The organism is Mucilaginibacter agri (genome assembly GCF_009928685.1).
GTDB classification, from domain to species: Bacteria; Bacteroidota; Bacteroidia; order Sphingobacteriales; family Sphingobacteriaceae; genus Mucilaginibacter; species Mucilaginibacter agri.
The window spans coordinates 154593-169952 of the sequence record NZ_WWEO01000042.1 but is presented as its reverse complement, the minus strand read 5'-3'; the positions used below and the strand labels follow the sequence as shown (position 1 = coordinate 169952).

At 41.6% G+C, this 15360-nt stretch carries 16 protein-coding genes; 11 read left to right on the top strand and 5 right to left on the bottom strand.

Annotated features, from left to right (window positions below; translation table 11 throughout):
* Positions 1 to 12: 12 nt before the first annotated feature.
* Positions 13 to 492, bottom strand: a complete 480-nt coding sequence (folK, locus tag GSY63_RS10745; RefSeq protein WP_166585808.1) for a 2-amino-4-hydroxy-6-hydroxymethyldihydropteridine diphosphokinase — start codon at positions 490 to 492, stop codon at positions 13 to 15.
* 87 nt (positions 493 to 579) lie between these two features.
* Here folK and sppA point away from each other — a divergent pair, with 87 nt between their 5' ends.
* The 7 genes from sppA (at position 580) to GSY63_RS10710 (ending at position 7789) form a co-directional block, all read left to right on the top strand.
* Complete coding sequence (sppA, locus tag GSY63_RS10740; protein ID WP_166585807.1) at positions 580 to 2349, top strand: signal peptide peptidase SppA; 1770 nt, start codon at positions 580 to 582, stop codon at positions 2347 to 2349.
* Between the two features lie 105 nt (positions 2350 to 2454).
* Positions 2455 to 4125, top strand: a complete 1671-nt coding sequence (locus GSY63_RS10735; RefSeq protein ID WP_166585806.1) for a DNA polymerase/3'-5' exonuclease PolX — start codon at positions 2455 to 2457, stop codon at positions 4123 to 4125.
* A gap of 25 nt (positions 4126 to 4150) precedes the next feature.
* Entirely contained in the window at positions 4151 to 5128 is a 978-nt protein-coding gene (rfaE1, locus tag GSY63_RS10730; protein WP_166585805.1) for a D-glycero-beta-D-manno-heptose-7-phosphate kinase, read from the top strand.
* 58 nt (positions 5129 to 5186) lie between these two features.
* Positions 5187 to 5687, top strand: a complete 501-nt coding sequence (gene rfaE2, locus GSY63_RS10725) for a D-glycero-beta-D-manno-heptose 1-phosphate adenylyltransferase (RefSeq protein WP_317168560.1) — start codon at positions 5187 to 5189, stop codon at positions 5685 to 5687.
* 11 nt (positions 5688 to 5698) lie between these two features.
* Positions 5699 to 6664, top strand: coding sequence for a glycosyltransferase family 9 protein (locus tag GSY63_RS10720; protein WP_166585804.1), 966 nt, complete (start codon positions 5699 to 5701; stop codon positions 6662 to 6664).
* Between the two features lie 14 nt (positions 6665 to 6678).
* Positions 6679 to 7302, top strand: coding sequence for a porin family protein (locus tag GSY63_RS10715; protein ID WP_166585803.1), 624 nt, complete (start codon positions 6679 to 6681; stop codon positions 7300 to 7302).
* A gap of 13 nt (positions 7303 to 7315) precedes the next feature.
* The gene (locus GSY63_RS10710; RefSeq protein WP_166585802.1) at positions 7316 to 7789 is read left to right on the top strand and encodes a SixA phosphatase family protein; all 474 of its coding nucleotides are present in this window, start codon (positions 7316 to 7318) and stop codon (positions 7787 to 7789) included.
* A gap of 2 nt (positions 7790 to 7791) precedes the next feature.
* On the opposite strand, the gene dprA is transcribed toward GSY63_RS10710, so the two are convergent.
* Positions 7792 to 8889 (bottom strand): DNA-processing protein DprA, encoded by a 1098-nt coding sequence (dprA, locus tag GSY63_RS10705; protein ID WP_166585801.1) that lies wholly within the window; start codon positions 8887 to 8889, stop codon positions 7792 to 7794.
* Positions 8890 to 9098: 209 nt separating this feature from the next.
* On the opposite strand from dprA, the gene GSY63_RS10700 reads away from it, so the two are divergent.
* Positions 9099 to 9461, top strand: a complete 363-nt coding sequence (locus GSY63_RS10700; RefSeq protein WP_166585800.1) for a BlaI/MecI/CopY family transcriptional regulator — start codon at positions 9099 to 9101, stop codon at positions 9459 to 9461.
* A 243-nt stretch (positions 9462 to 9704) separates the two neighbouring features.
* Here GSY63_RS10700 and rsmG read toward each other — a convergent pair whose 3' ends face one another.
* Genes rsmG through GSY63_RS10685 form a run of 3 tightly spaced genes read right to left on the bottom strand, consistent with a single transcriptional unit; the run spans position 9705 to position 11978 of the window.
* Positions 9705 to 10331 (bottom strand): 16S rRNA (guanine(527)-N(7))-methyltransferase RsmG, encoded by a 627-nt coding sequence (gene rsmG / locus GSY63_RS10695; protein ID WP_166585799.1) that lies wholly within the window; start codon positions 10329 to 10331, stop codon positions 9705 to 9707.
* Positions 10321 to 10926 carry an RNA polymerase sigma factor gene (locus GSY63_RS10690; protein WP_166585798.1) on the bottom strand — a complete coding sequence of 202 codons (606 nt, stop codon included), beginning with the start codon at positions 10924 to 10926 and terminating at the stop codon, positions 10321 to 10323. The genes rsmG and GSY63_RS10690 overlap by 11 nt, the downstream gene beginning before the upstream one ends.
* Positions 10917 to 11978: a glycosyltransferase gene (locus GSY63_RS10685; RefSeq protein WP_166585797.1), complete on the bottom strand. Its 1062-nt coding sequence runs from the start codon at positions 11976 to 11978 to the stop codon at positions 10917 to 10919. Before GSY63_RS10685 ends, GSY63_RS10690 begins: the two co-directional genes overlap by 10 nt.
* A gap of 174 nt (positions 11979 to 12152) precedes the next feature.
* Here GSY63_RS10685 and tgt point away from each other — a divergent pair, with 174 nt between their 5' ends.
* The 3 genes from tgt to GSY63_RS10670 are packed head-to-tail and all read left to right on the top strand — an operon-like array spanning position 12153 to position 15295.
* Positions 12153 to 13283, top strand: coding sequence for a tRNA guanosine(34) transglycosylase Tgt (gene tgt, locus GSY63_RS10680; protein WP_166585796.1), 1131 nt, complete (start codon positions 12153 to 12155; stop codon positions 13281 to 13283).
* 6 nt (positions 13284 to 13289) lie between these two features.
* Entirely contained in the window at positions 13290 to 14387 is a 1098-nt protein-coding gene (locus GSY63_RS10675) for an LptF/LptG family permease (protein WP_208094519.1), read from the top strand.
* Between the two features lie 2 nt (positions 14388 to 14389).
* A complete protein-coding gene (locus GSY63_RS10670; protein WP_166585795.1) occupies positions 14390 to 15295 on the top strand; it encodes a DMT family transporter in 906 nt (301 codons plus the stop codon).
* The last annotated feature ends 65 nt before the right edge of the window (positions 15296 to 15360 follow it).

Below are 15360 nucleotides of genomic sequence, written 5' to 3'. Positions count from 1 at the left end.
TTATATTCAAAGTTATAACTTTTTCACAATCAAGCTATCGGTAAGCTCACTTTTCAATTGTAAGATAGTCTTTTTTAATAAAGGGTGCACAAAATCAGGGGCCAATTCTGCTAAAGGTTCTAAAGTAAATCTTCTTTCATGCAATCTCGGATGAGGCACAGTTAGGTCAGGGTCGTCATTGATCTCCATTTCGCCGTAAAACAAAATATCGATATCGATGGTACGCGATCCCCACTTCTCATTCCGCTGCCTACCCAAAGAAAGTTCGAGGTCGAGTATTTTTTTTAGCATCGCCCTTGGCAACATATCCGTTTTTACTATCACTACCTGATTTAAATAATCAGGCTCTCCCTCCTTTCCCCACGCTTCGGTTTCATATATCGACGATACTTTTACCACATCAGCAATATTTTTTATGCCGTTAATGGCCTGTTTCAGAAAAAGTTGCCTATCGCCCAGGTTACTTCCCAATAACAAAAAAACCTTAATCATGTTGTAACAAATATTATATAACGGGTTCTAAACATTAACATAGCTTATTTGCTAAGTTTGCATAGATAAAAAGATTTATACCACTTAATGAAACAATTTTTCAAATTTGTATTAGCCACCATCGTCGGACTAATTTTTGCAACAATTATTCTGATCTTCGTTCTGATAGGTATTGTGGCCTCGGCCAGCGGTGATAAAAGCGAAACAGTGGAGTCAAACTCTGTGCTAAGTATTGCTATCGATCACCCTATTACAGAGCGCACCCCTAATAACCCGCTTGCCGGTTTAAGCTTTTTAGGTTTTGATACCGATAAAACCATCGGCTTAAATGATATTCTGGCCAATATTAAAAAGGCCAAGACAGACGATAACATTAAAGGTATTTATCTAAGTCAAAGCTACATGCTTTCGGGCCAGGCTACTACAGAAGAGATTCGCAAAGCGCTGATCGATTTCAAGAAATCGGGCAAATTTATTGTAGCCTATGCTGAGATCTATACACAAAGTTTTTATTACCTGGCATCTGTTGCCGATAAAGTCTATATCAACCCAAAGGGCATTTTCGATTTCAGCGGCTTTAGTTCGCAAATTACTTTTCTGAAAGGGACGCTTGATAAACTGGGGGTAGAAGTGCAGGTTATTAAAGTAGGCACTTACAAAAGCGCGGTTGAGCCTTTTGTGCTCACCAAAATGAGCGATGCCAATCGCGAGCAGGTTACCTCTTATATGGGCTCGCTGTATGATTACTTTTTGCAAGGTATAAGCAATAGCCGCCATTTAAATGTTGATTCATTAAAAAGTATTGCCAGCAATCTTAAAATCCAGTATCCGGAAGACGCTTTAAAATACAAACTGGTTGACGGCCTTAAATATAAAGATGAAGTATTGGACGATTTGAAAGACCGTACCGGTGTTAAACATAATAAAGATCTGAATAGCATCAGTATTGACGACTATACCAAAGCTGCCAGCGACAAAAAAGACGATGAAGGATCATCAGACAGACGTATTGCGATGATATACGCTTCGGGCGAAATCAACGGTGGTGATGGTGATGATAACAGCATCGGTTCTGACAAAGTATCTGCAGCTATCCGTAAAGTACGTTTAGACAATAAAGTTAAAGCTGTAGTACTGCGTGTAAACTCACCGGGCGGTAGTTCACTGGCATCGGCAGTGATATGGCGCGAAATTGTGCTTACCCGCAAGGTGAAGCCGGTTATCGTATCGATGGGCGATTATGCTGCTTCTGGTGGCTATTATATTGCTTGCGCAGCCGACTCAATTATCGCCGAGCCAAACACTGTTACGGGTTCGATAGGTATTTTCGCTATTCTGCCTAATATGCAAAAATTCTTCAACGATAAATTAGGTGTAACCTTCGACGGCGTAAAGACCGGCAAGTTTGCTGATCTTGGCGATATCAGCCGCCCGCTTACGCCAGAAGAACGCGCCATACTGCAAACGCAGATCAATCACGGTTATGACGATTTTACTAAAGCCGTAGCCGAAGGGCGTCATAAAACGCAGTCTTATATAGACAGTATTGGTCAAGGCCGCGTGTGGACAGGTTCGCAAGCGTTAAAGTTAGGTTTGGTTGACCGTTTGGGGAACATTAATGACGCCATTGAGTCTGCGGCCAGAAAAGCTAAAATAACAGACTATAAAGTTGTCACCTACCCCGAACAAAAAAGTATCTTCAATAAATTTGGCGCTGGTTTTAGTGCCGAAATGAAAACAAGAGCGATACAATCTGAGCTTGGCGAAAACTTTAAGTACTACGAGCAAGTGAAGGGTTTGCAAAATATGATGCGTACACCGCAGGCCCGTATGCCTTATGTAATCACCATAAAGTAACAATTTTACATTATCGGCTGTTAACGTAAACAATAACAGCCGATAATTAATTATTAACTATAGCCACTCATTTGGGTGGCTTTTGTATTTTTACGGCAAACCAATATGGAAAATAAACCGATAGCGCGTACACTTAGGTTGCTTTCGCAACTAATGGAATTGCATGACGAAAATCCGTTTAAGATTAAGTCTATTGCCAATGCGGCTTTTAAAGTTGATAAACTGCCCTTTCCTATAGCTGGTAAATCTTTAGCCGAAATGGAAAAGATAGATGGCCTGGGCAAAAGCACGGCAGCTAAGATTGCAGAACTACTTGAAAATGGAAGCATAACCGACTTAACCGACCTATTGGCCGCAACACCAGAAGGCATTGTAGAAATGCTGGGCATCAAAGGCATCGGCCCTAAAAAGATCGGCATAATATGGCACGACTTAGGTATTGAAAATATTGGTGAATTGCTATACGCCTGTAACGAAAACCGTTTAATTGAAGCCAAAGGCTTCGGTTTAAAAACACAGGAAGAAATTCGGAAGGTATTAGAGTTCCGCATGGCCAGCAATGGCAGCTTCCTTTACGCGCAGGTTGAGGCAGAGGCCGAAGAACTGATGGACCAGATCAAAGCTTTTATGCCGGGTGCGCTGATCGAGTTTTCGGGACAGTACCGCCGTCGCAACGATATCATTAACGAACTCTCAATTGTTATTGGCACGCGCGATGCAGAAATAGGCATTGATGCACTCAAGGGTTCAGATCTATTAAAGAATCTGGTTGTTGACGACTGCCGACTGAATGGGGAGTTGGAGAATGGCCTATTAGTAGAACTTATCTGCGTTCCGAAACACAAATACTTTAAAGAGCTTTTTGTACAAACGGGTACCGAAGAACATGTTGAAGCCGTACTGGCCCGGATTGTTGATGATATACTTCAACCCGAAAGCGAGGAAATCATTTACGAAAAAGCTGGACTGCCGTGGATTCATCCTGAGCTACGCGAAGGAAAAGATATTTTAAATCGACCTGTACAACCACAACTCATCACTTTAGGCGACTTAAAAGGTTCTCTCCATAATCACAGTACCTGGAGCGACGGTGTAAATACGCTAGGGGAAATGGCCTTGTATTGTCGCGATCAACTCAAACTGGAGTATTTGGGTATCAGTGATCATAGCAAAAGCGCTTTCTACGCTAAGGGGTTAAGTATAGAACGCGTATTACAGCAACACGAAGAAATAGATCAGCTCAATAAAAAGTTAGACGGCTTCCATATATTCAAAGGCATCGAAGCTGATATATTGTATGATGGGTCTTTGGATTATGAGGATGAGATCCTGAAAACATTCGATTTTATTGTTGCCTCAGTTCACTCCAACCTTAAGATGGATGAACAAAAGGCAACCGAGCGCCTAATCAAAGCCATCGAAAATCCGTACACTACGATATTAGGGCACCCCACCGGCAGACTATTGCTTACCCGTAAAGGGTACGACATTGATTATAAAAAAGTAATTGACGCTTGTGCGGCAAATAATGTAGTTATCGAGATCAACTCCAATCCACTTAGGTTAGATCTCGATTGGCGCTGGCAATCGTATGCACTTAATAAAGGTGTGATGCTATCCATTAACCCCGATGCACACCGAAATGAAGGGTTCCACGACATGAAATATGGTGTATTGGTGGCCCGCAAAGGCGGTTTAAGCGCTGAACAATGTTTAAATGCTATGAACCTACAGCAAATAACAGAAATTTTTAATAATAAAAAGCCGAAAGCATAGTTTAAGCGGTATTCAATAAATATCAATGTTATTAGATAAAGTTAACACCATAAGGCAAAAGCAGCAGCAGCCCAACATATTGGTAATTGGTGATCTGATGATCGACCAGTATATCTGGGGCGAGGCTACCCGGCTTTCGCCCGAGGCGCCGGTACCAATTGTAAACGTGAAACGCGAATCTGTTACCCTTGGCGGTGCAGCTAATGTTGCTAAAAACCTTTTGGCACTAGGTGCTAAAGTTACTATTGGCGGTCTTATTGGTAATGACACGCATGGCGAACAATTATTATCAATATTACAGGGGGATGGGATCGATACTCATGCGATAATTACAGATAACACCCGCCCCACCACCGTTAAAACGAGGGTATTAGCCGGCAATCACCAACTGGTACGTATTGATAGAGAAGTTACCAATCCGGTTAATGCTGATTTAGAAGAGCAGATTTCTGAAACGTTAAAAGACAGTATAGCGCAAGCCGACATCGTCTTGTTTTCCGATTACAACAAAGGATTGTTCACCCCATCGCTAACGCAAAGTTTAATTACTGCTGCTAAAGCCGATGGCAAAAAGGTAATTGTTGATCCGAAGGGATTGGATTACTCTAAATACAAGGGTTCATTTATTATCAAACCCAACCGTAAGGAATTGGCCGAAGCAGCAAAGTCCGAAAAGATTCATAACCTGGAAGATCTGCAAAAAGCAGCGAAGATCATTTTTGATGAAACCGCCGTCGACTATTTGATCGTTACTTTATCCGAAGAAGGGATGGTAATTTTAAGCGAACTAGCCTATCAGTTACTCCCGGTAAAAGCTACTGAAGTATTTGATGTAACCGGAGCCGGTGATACGGTGCTGGCAACCATTGCCTACTTTATTGCACAAGGTTTAGAAATTGAGGAAGCCAGTGAAGTGGCCAACCACGCCGCAGCAATTGTGATAAAACATGTAGGCAACGCAACAGCATCTGTAGAAGAAATCATTGCTGATATGCAAAAATAAAACGTCAAAATACTAGTATTCAAATAAATATACAATTTAATTAAACTATTAATTTAACGTGAGCAGTATAGAAACTACATTGGTTAATAAGGTATGCACACTTCCGGCTCTACTTCAAAAAGTAGCCCAATGGAAAGCGGATGGACAAAAGCTCGTGTTTACCAATGGGGTTTTCGATTTGATACATACAGGACACATCACCTACCTGGCACAGGCTGCCGAACTGGGCGATAAGCTCATCATAGGTCTTAACTCCGATGCTTCGGTTAAAAGATTAAAGGGTGAAAGCCGACCAGTTAACCATCAGGATAGCCGGGCTTTGCTGCTAAGCGCTTTCTTTTTTATTGACGCCATTGTTATTTTCGGGGAAGATACCCCAGCCAATCTTATCAACGCCATTATGCCAGATATACTCGTAAAGGGCGGCGACTACACCATCGAAAATATTGTTGGGGCTAAAGAAGTAATGGCCAATGGCGGTGAAGTAAAAACTATTAATTTTGTCGAAGGGTATTCATCTACCTCAATAATCAACAAAATCAGGACCCAAACTTCCTGAGGCGATAGCATATGAAGATACTGGTGATCCGGTTTAGCTCAATGGGCGACATTATTTATACCACTCCGGTGGTACGTTGCCTTAAGCAGCAATTGCCAGATTCTGAGATCCACTTTTTAACCAAGCCTGCCTTCAAATACATTTACGATGCCAACCCGCATCTGGATAAGTTACTCCTTTTAAAAGAGAAGCTGAGTGATACCATTCAAGAAATTAGACAAGAGAAATACGATTACATTATCGATCTGCATAGCAACCTGCGTACTTCGTTAATTAAGTTGCGCACCGGCATTAAATCTTCCACTTACGATAAGCAGCGCATTCGAAAATGGCTTAGCCTCAAATTCAATTTAAAGTTGATTGAGCCGATTCACCTGGTGGATCGTTATTTGAAAACGGTTAAGTTTTTGGGTATAAGCAATGATGGCCGGCCGATTGACTATTATATCAAAAAGCAACATCAGTTAGCTGATCTGGTGCCTCTAAGCCACCAATCGGGCTATGTTGCTTTTGTTATCGGCGCTACACATTTTACCAAAAGGATGCCTAATGAAAAGATCATCAACATTTGTAGACAGATACAAAAACCTGTTTTACTTTTAGGTGGTAACGATGTAAAAGCCAATGGCGATATCGTAGCTGCTGCCTTGGGAGATAAAGCTTACAATGCCTGTGGTATTACATCGCTGGATGAATCTGTTTTTTTAGTAGCCAACGCTGTCAACATTATTGGTTTCGATACAGGTTTAACCCACATCGCCGAGGCGTTCGACAGGCCTATAGCCTCCGTTTGGGGAGGTACCGTACCGGAACTATTGGGTGTACAACCCTACCAGGTTAAAGATGCGCTGGTGGCGGGCATAGAATTACCTTGCAGACCATGCTCTAAATTCGGCTTGTCGCAGTGCCCGCTGGGCCACTTTAAATGCATGAACGAAATGCCAGAACAACCCTTAATAAATTTTGCCAATCAATGATTTTAAGATATAACATGAAATACATTCTAGTCTGTCTGTTCAGCATTTTAACTATTAACTGTTACGGCCAGAAATTTAGTTGGGGGGTAAAAGCAGGTGGAGGAATTGCAGATCAAGGTATTAATAATAAAGATATTATATCTGTTAATTCAATAATTACTTTAAACTTTGCCGGCATAGTAAGATACAGCCTGCCACATCAGTTTGATATCCAAACAACATTAGGCATCAATAACCGTGGGGCCGAAATTATCGAAGATGGCATTACCACTACCCCTAAGATTACCTACCTTGATCTTCCCGTTAACCTCATCAAAAAGTTCAATTTTCCGGGTTTGGGTATGATCTATTTAGGCGGAGGGCCTTACGCTGCCTATGCGTTAAGCGGCAAGTATAAGTTTGAAACCCCTAACAGCGTATCATCAGAAAAACTCGAGTTTGGAAAAGATAAAGACGTGCAACGCTACGATGCAGGCCTTAACTTCACAACCGGTTTAGAGCTTAACAATCATTTGTTATTCGATATCCGGTATGCTTTGGGGCTTAAAAATATCGCATCGCAACCATCACTTGATACCGGAACATCGAGCATCAAAAATCGTTTATTAACCGTTAGTTTAGGGTACTTATTTGAATAGTAATTATTTGCCTATGAAAAAGTTACTAATAATCAGGCACGCCAAGGCCTCTCACGATAGTGATTACGAAGATTTTGATCGCCCGCTAAAAAAATCAGGCATTAAAGATGCCGAGCAACTCGCCAAAAAGCTGGAAACCGAGGGATTGATACCACAAAAAATGTTTACCAGCCCGGCTTTGCGGGCCAAAACCACTGCGGAGATCGTTGCAAAACATCTTGATTTACCTGAATTGGGTTTTATTGATGAAGTATATGAAGCCTCAGAAAGCGCCTTACTGAAGATGATCAACCAATTTCCAAACCAGTATGATTTTGTGGCCCTTTCGGGCCATAATCCGGGTCTAAGCTACATAATTACTTACCTCACCGGAGATTATTGCAACCTTGATACCTGCGCTGCGGCGCTCCTTATATTCGATACAGATATTTGGAATGCCATATCAGCCGATACAGGCAAAATTAGCTGGTTTAACGAGCCAAATTGATCTTAGCTGATACAATATGCCTTACCCGGCAGGGAGCGTATAAAGCCCTGCATTTCGAGGTTTAGCAGGTTCATGCTTAGCAAGCTGATCGGCATGCCTATTTTAAGGGTAAGCTCGTCTATAGCGATAGATGGGCTTTGCCCTAACACTTCCATAATTTGCCGCTCATCTGCCGTTAGATCCATTGCCATCATTAGCTGGTTGGGTTTCTTAATAGCTTGCTCTCCCTTCTCCCAGCCTAATGTAAAGGCCAAATCAGCAGCGTTAGTTAGCAGCCCTGCTTTATGATGCCTGATAAGGTAATTACACCCTTCCGAAAACTCATCATTAACGCGCCCAGGGAATGCAAATACATCGCGGTTATAGGAATTAGCTATTTCAGCTGTAATTAGCGCTCCGCCCTTAATACCGGCCTCTACAACAATGGTAGCATCAGCCATGCCTGCCACAATCCTGTTCCGCGCTGGAAAGTTCTCCCTGTCCGGTAGTGTACCAGAAGGATACTCACTTAAAAGCCCTCCATTGAGCATCATTTTGTCGGCAATAGAGCGATGTGCAGCAGGATATAACCTATCGAGCCCATGTCCAAGCACGCCTACAGTAGGTGCATTTAATTTAAGGCACTCTTTATGGGCCGCAATGTCGATACCATAAGCCAAACCACTAACCACCAAAGCCCCATAGCTGTGCAGCTCCTCAACAAGCTCCCTGCAAAGGTCTTTACCATATGCAGTAGCTTTACGCGTGCCCACCACGCTTATAACGCGTTGTGTATTAAGATCCATATCCCCGCGTGCGTATAATAGCACAGGCGCGTCGTTACATGCCTTTAGGCGCTTAGGATACCGTGGATCGGTATAAAAGATCACATCTATATTATGCTTAGTAACATATTCAGCCTCCTGCTGAGCCCGCTCAAGGGCCGATTTAAAGTCTATTTGCTGAATGGTTTTAGCAGCTATTCCAGGCACTTTTCCAAGCTTAGAGGGGTGTATAAGGAAGACATTTTCTTCATTTCCTGCGTAGGCAACCATAGATTTTGCCAGTACAGGGCCAATGTTTTTAATAAACGTTAGGGCGAGTTGGTGGATAAGGGACATAGTATTCCCAAAGTACTGATTCGGTGTTTAAAAGGCAATATTTTGATTAAATAACTGTATTTCAATTATATAAGCACCAACAAACTACATTAATAGTTCTCAAACTATAGAAATAGTAGCAAAACACTCATTCTAAACTATAAAAATAGTAACAAAACTATCCTTATAGTTACATTAAACTATGGATATAGTTGCTATTTTTGAGCAAAATGAAGGAGTTAACCAAAGCAGAAGAGCAGGTAATGCAAATCCTGTGGCAATTAAAAGAAGGCATCGTTAAAGACGTTTTAGCGAAGATGCCGGAGCCAAAACCGGCCTATACAACCGTTTCCACGGTGGTAAGGGTATTAGAAGGGAAAGGATTTGTTGGCCATAAGGCCTATGGAACATCGCATGTATACCATCCCCTTATAGGTGCTGATGAATACAAGAAACTGGCTTTTGATAAGTTATTGAAGACTTTCTTTAATGATTCGGTAAAGGAGCTCATCTCCTACCTTGCCAAAGAAAAGCAACTGAACATAACCGATCTGGCAGAACTGATCCTGCTTTCGGAACGAGGGAAGAAATAACAAAGATTAATAGCGAGGCAATTTTAAAAATCGCATTATCTATTTAAACTATAAGATTAGATAAAGCTTATAAGCAATTTTAAAATAGATTTTTATGAAATAAATTTAAGCGCCTGAGAATTGAATAAAAAAATAATTCCCGCCCATACTGCGGGTTATCGCAAGGATACAAACCATACAAAAATGAGAAAGCCCGACCAGTGACTGGTCAGGCTTTCTCATTCTATTTATCTATAAAGATGGTTATACTTTAACGTAGATTACTTGTTTGGTATCAAAAAATTCACTTTTAAAATAGTTCTTCAGGTCATAGCGCTTAACCGGTAAACGCGACTCCGCTATCTCTTCTACCAAGTCTCCCCCTTTAAGGTATAAGATACCATTAGCCAAAGTATTTTTGGATTGCTTGTTAAATTTATCCTTAACCCACGGATAAAACTCCTTTAAACGGGTTACAGCACGTGAAATCACAAAGTCAAACCTCTCGTCTACCTGCTCCGCGCGCAAATGCGCAGCGCGCAGATTAGTAAGCCCCAAGGCCTTGGCTACCTCCTGAACAACCTTTATCTTTTTACCAATAGAATCAACCAGGTAGAACTGTGTTTCGGGAAACAAGATGGCCAGCGGAATTCCAGGAAAGCCTCCTCCTGTCCCAACATCAAGCACACTTTCACCAGGCAAAAAGCTCATTACCTTAGCTATACCTAAAGAATGCAGTACGTGCCGCTCATAAAGCTGATCGATATCTTTACGCGATATTACGTTAATTTGGCTATTCCAATGCTCGTACAGGCCTTGTAATTGGGCAAATTGCTGCAGTTGAGCCGGTGTCAGATCAGGAAAATATTGCAGAATCAGATCAGAGGTCATTTTTGTTTCGGCGGTTTATGATATTACCCAGCAGATATTTAGCCCTAAAAAGTTGAGCTTTAACCGTACCAAGGGGCAAACTCAGCTGTGTAGAGATCTCTTCATAGCTCAGCTCGTCAAAATAGCGCAGGGTTATAAGGTTGCGATATCGGGGTGGCAAACTGTCTACCAGCGCTTTAAGTTCCTGAGTTTGTTGTTTTTTGATCGAAAATTCTTCCGGGTTCAGTTCATCCGCTGCGATTTGCATTGGCCGTTCGTCTCCATCATCATCAACCATACCATGTAAAGACATGGTATTCAGTTTCTTTTTGCGGATAAAATCGATACAATTATTGGTGGCAACTCTAAACAGCCAGGTACTGAAAGCAAAATCGGGTTGATATTTATCGAGTTTGTCAAATGCTTTGGCAAAGGTTTCAACGGTGAGATCCATCGCATCTTCCTTATTATTAACCATTTTAAGCGCCATAAAGTAAATAGAATCTTTATACCGCTGCATTAAACTCGCATAGGCTTTCTGGTCTCCCTCCCGTGCTTTAAGCACAAGCTGGAAATCGTTCTTGGCATTCTCGGTGAAATGATTATTTACTTCCATTGGTTAGTTTTAATTAGTGATCCAACCAGGCCAAAAACATTGACGTACAAGTAGTATAAGGCGTCGGCTATTGGCATGTACCAAACAAAGTCTTTACCTCGTAAAGTAGTAAATTGTTTTCTATAAACCAATATCTGTGCCACCCAACGCAAAACAAATAAAATGAACGCAATGAACAGCGCTGGTTTAAATGCCAAACAGGCAAAAAACAGGGCGTAGAATAGGAAGCCAGTAATAGCATCAAGGCTTAACCGGCGTTTGTGTTTCCCCTTATAAAGCTTACCAGCGCCCATATGGCGCTTTTTTTGGCGAAACCAGCTTCCAAAGCTGGTTTTAGGTTCGCTAAAAACAAAAGATTCGGGACTTGCCTCTACTACGGTATTATATTTTGTAGCATTCTGATTAACAAACAGGTCATCATCGCCCGACAAGATGTGCATATGTGACGCAAATCCTTTGGCACTGAAAAACAATTCCTTACGATAAGCCATATTACGGCCAACTCCCATGTACGGATCGCCTTTTAGGGCTGAAGACAAGTAATTTATAGCCGTTTTAATAGTTTCGAATCTGATAAGCGAGTTTAAAAGACCCCTTTTTTTATAATACGGCGAGTATCCAAGTATTATTTCAGTCTCGGTATTTTCGAAATGAGCAGCCATTCTGCTGACCCAATTTTCTGACAAAGGCTCGCAATCTGCATCAGTAAACAATAAATTGGGATACTTTGCGGCCTTAATGCCCATTGTTAACGCGAATTTTTTGCCGGTTTTAAATTTACGACTCTCGGTAACGTTAACAATTTTAAGATGAGGATATTTAGTTTCAAATTCTTCCAGCAAATCCGCCGTACCGTCTTGCGAACAATCGTTTATAACAACAACCTCAAATTCGGGGTGCTTTTGTTCAAGAATACCGGGTAGATATTTGCCCAAATTTTCAAACTCGTTGCGTGCGCTTATAATTACAGAAACCGGGATAGCGGTCTGTGGTAGCTCTTCCGCAGATTTATAGCTATTTAGCTTGTTTTGCCAGCCTAAAAGATAGGCCATCTGAACAATAAAACAGATGCCTAATACCCCCAATAAAGCCGCTTGTATTTGTATATCCAATCTCAGAAAATAATATGCGGCAAAAATGTTAAAAAAACTGTGAATTAAAATCTTAACTATGAAAATAATGATTCGGGATTAAAAGACTGAAAATGTTATTTTTGCATTCTTACAATGAAATTTAATTTACAAGCTCAAGATCCGTTATCAAAAGCCCGTGCAGGCGAAATAACAACCGATCACGGAACCATAAAAACGCCCATATTTATGCCTGTGGGCACTGCGGGCACGGTAAAAGCAGTACATCAGCACGAATTAAAAAATGATATCAAAGCACAGATCATACTGGGCAATACCTATCATTTATATCTCCGCCCAGGTTTAAACACGCTCGAAAAGGCAGGCGGATTGCATAAATTTATTGGCTGGGATAGGCCAATATTAACGGATAGCGGCGGTTATCAAGTCTATTCTCTTACAGAAGTACGCAAGATTAAGGAGGAGGGCGTTACTTTCCGCTCCCATATCGATGGCTCTAAACATTTGTTTACCCCCGAAAATGCGATAGATATACAGCGTACCATTGGCGGCGATATTATTATGGCCTTTGATGAATGCACTCCCTACCCTTGCGAGTACAATTATGCGCGCCGATCTATCGACATGACGCACCGCTGGCTTAAACGCTGCTGCGACCGTTTTGACACTACCGAACCAAAATACGGCTACAGCCAAACCTTTTTCCCTATTGTACAAGGCTCTGTTTATAAGGATCTTCGCGTAAAATCAGCAGAAGTAATTGCTTCTTTCGAACGCGAGGGCAATGCCATAGGCGGCCTATCTGTAGGCGAACCAGCCGAGGAAATGTATGCCATGACCGAATTGGTTTGCAATATATTACCGACAGAAAAACCACGTTATTTAATGGGCGTGGGCACACCGGTTAATATACTGGAAAATATTGCCCTGGGTGTTGACATGTTTGACTGTGTAATGCCCACCCGCAATGCCAGAAACGGCATGTTATTTACTAAAGACGGTATCCTGAACATGCGTAACGAGAAATGGAAGAACGATTTTTCGCCAATTGAAGCTGATAGCGATTTATGGTCGGATAGGGAGTATAGTAAAGGTTATTTAAGGCATTTATTAACATCTAAAGAAATATTGGGTGCACAGATAGCCACTTTACATAACTTGCATTTTTATTTATGGCTGGTTAGCGAAGCTCGCGAAAAGATTATCTCGGGCGAGTTTTACGACTGGAAAAACATGATGGTTAAGCGTTTAGCACAAAGATTATAATATTGCATGAAGGGTTTATTGGATCGCTATTTGAAGGTTATCGACTGGTATATTATTAAAAAATACCTGGGTACTTTTACATTTACCATTGTGCTTTTTATGGTAATTATAGTCGTTTTTGACGTTTCTGAGCACCTTGATAACTTTTTAAAGCACAATGCACCGCTTCATGCTATCATATTTCAGTACTACGCCGGCTACCTGCCCTTCTACACTAACCTCTTGCTGCCACTTATTAACTTTTTAGCGGTAATTTTCTTCACGGCTAAGATGGCCAATCAAACAGAAATTGTACCGATACTAAGTGGTAAGGCCAGTTTTAACCGTTTCCTGAGACCGTATTTCGTGTCGGCCTCGTTGATATTCATTGTATTCTTCTTCGCAAATATATACCTGATACCTTACACTAATAAGTTGGATGTAACCTTCGAAAACGTTTATTTTAACGAGGTTGACCCCACCAAAAGCGACCTGCACATGCAACTGGATAAGGGAACTTATGTATATCTGCAATCGTACGACAACACGGTACATACCGGCTATAACTTTGTTTTAGAGAAGTTTAAGGGTGATGATCTGAAAGAAAAACTGGTTGCCAACCGTATTGTATTTGATTCGGTTAAACACGTATGGTCTTTACAAGATTACTCGGTGCGTTTTGTTAATGGCATACACGAAAAGCTACTTAATGCACCAAGAAAAGACACAGTGCTTGATATGCGCCCCAGCGACTTCGAGATACACGACAATGTTTACAGGGCGATGTCTATGAATGAACTTAACAAGAACATAGCTCGCGAGCAAACCCGAGGCACAGGCGCTTTAACAGACATGTTGTTTGAGAAATATCGTCGTTTTGTGTACCCGCTTTCATCATACGTATTAACATTAATAGGCGTTTCTATCTCCTCACGCAAGGTTCGCGGGGGCATTGGGTTACCATTAGGTATAGGCATATTCTTATGTTTTGCCTATATTATTGTCGACCGTTTTGCAACCGTATTTTCAACCAAAGGGGGTATGCCGCCGTTAATTGCTGTATTTATTCCTAACGTAACTTTTGGTGCCCTGGGGTACTACCTGTTGCGTAAAGCACCAAAATAACAATGCCATTACCAGATCAACAAGGCGCGGGTTTAAACAAAAACCTGCTTATTTTGCATTTTACAGTTTTCATATGGGGGTTCACCGGCATCCTCGGAAAACTCATCGAAATCACTGCAATTAACCTGGTCTGGTACCGCGTTCTTATCGCCTTCTGCACGCTTTTTCTATATTTCAAATTCAATAAAACTGCCTTTAGGATAGATATAAAAACACTTGTCAAGCTATTGTGTACGGGCGCGTTAGTAGGAGGACATTGGATCTTATTCTTCGGTTCTATCAAGGCTTCTACCATATCGGTATCGCTCGTTTGCCTCTCCTCCATCACTTTATTTACGGCTGTTTTTGAGCCCATATTCAACAAAAAGAAAACCTCTAAACTTGAGATTACTGCCGGGATATTAATCATCATTGGCATCATTTTGATCTTTAAATTCGAGTCGCGCTACACTAAGGGTATCATCATGGGCTTATGTAGTGCGGTGGCGGCGAGCCTCTTTTCCATCATCAACTCTAAGTTTGTAAAGAAATTAGAAGCTCCTATTATTGCTTTTTACGAATTAGTCGGCGCCTTCTTTTGGATCAATTTGTTTCTCTTAGTAACCGGAGGCTTCGCCACTCTGGGCATTCCGAGCATGTCAGATATTGGATACTTAATCATCTTAGGTACGGTGTGCACATCACTTGCATACGTTGCCGGGGTATCTGTAATGCGCGAGTTTTCGGCTTTCAAGGTGGCCCTCATTACCAACCTCGAACCGGTGTATGGCATCATTATGTCATTCCTGTTCTTTGGTGAAATGAAACTTATGACGGCCGGTTTTTGGGTAGGCGCGATGATTATTCTCTCAACCGTTTTTCTTTTCCCCTTCGCCCAAAAGCAGATCAGCAAGTATCGTTCCCGATAATTTCCCCGTCAAATCCGGCGTTCTCTTATTTAACTGCACGTTAATCTACAGCTTAACCTGTAACT